The following is a 618-nucleotide window of genomic DNA, read 5'->3' on the forward strand; positions in this document are numbered from 1 at the left end:
GTGCACCGTAACAGGCAACCCACGCTCTTCGGCCAATTCCACCTGACGGCGGAACAAGGCGGTCTGTATTTCCAAATCCGCCCCACGCAGACGGTCAAGGCCGCACTCCCCGACGGCCACCACCTGTGCATGTTCCGACAACTGCCTCAAACCGGCAAAAAGTCGGCCGGCATCTTGTGCTTCCCCCGTCCACCACGGATGAATGCCGGCCGAATAGAGCCCGCCCGGCACAGGACGGAAAAGTGCCGGACTCATCAGCCATTCGCGCGGCACGTTAACGATGGCCGTGCCGGGTACGGAGAGAAGATTATGTGTGTGGAAATCCATTGAAAAAAGCAGAAGGAGAACAGAACGGAAACTTTATGCTCCTAAAGCACACGAGGACTGCAAAGACGAAAAGCCGCCTGATTGTCATGCCTTCAAGGAACAGGGTCATAACCGCTGCCTCCCCACGGATGGCAACGCAGCAGACGGCGAATGGTGAGATACAGTCCGCGCAGAGGGCCGTGCTTGCGAAGCGCCTCAATGGCATATTGCGAACATGTGGGCGTGAAGCGGCACGCCGGCGGCAAAAGCGGCGAAATATGGCGCCGGTAAAAAAGAATGGGGGCTACCAGC

General features: G+C 58.3%; 2 protein-coding genes. Both read right to left on the reverse strand.

Annotated elements, in window-relative coordinates; translation table 11 throughout:
* The coding region (locus tag C5S62_RS02520; protein WP_190311541.1) for a TatD family hydrolase at positions 1–327 on the reverse strand (327 nt) is incomplete at its 3' end.
* Positions 328–419: 92 nt separating this feature from the next.
* On the reverse strand, positions 420–617 hold the full coding sequence (yidD, locus tag C5S62_RS02525; protein WP_223301113.1) for a membrane protein insertion efficiency factor YidD: 198 nt from the start codon (positions 615–617) through the stop codon (positions 420–422).
* Position 618 lies beyond the last annotated feature (1 nt).

Origin of the sequence: Prevotella sp. MGM2, assembly GCF_002933955.1 — a bacterium.
Lineage (GTDB): Bacteria > Bacteroidota > Bacteroidia > Bacteroidales > Bacteroidaceae > Alloprevotella.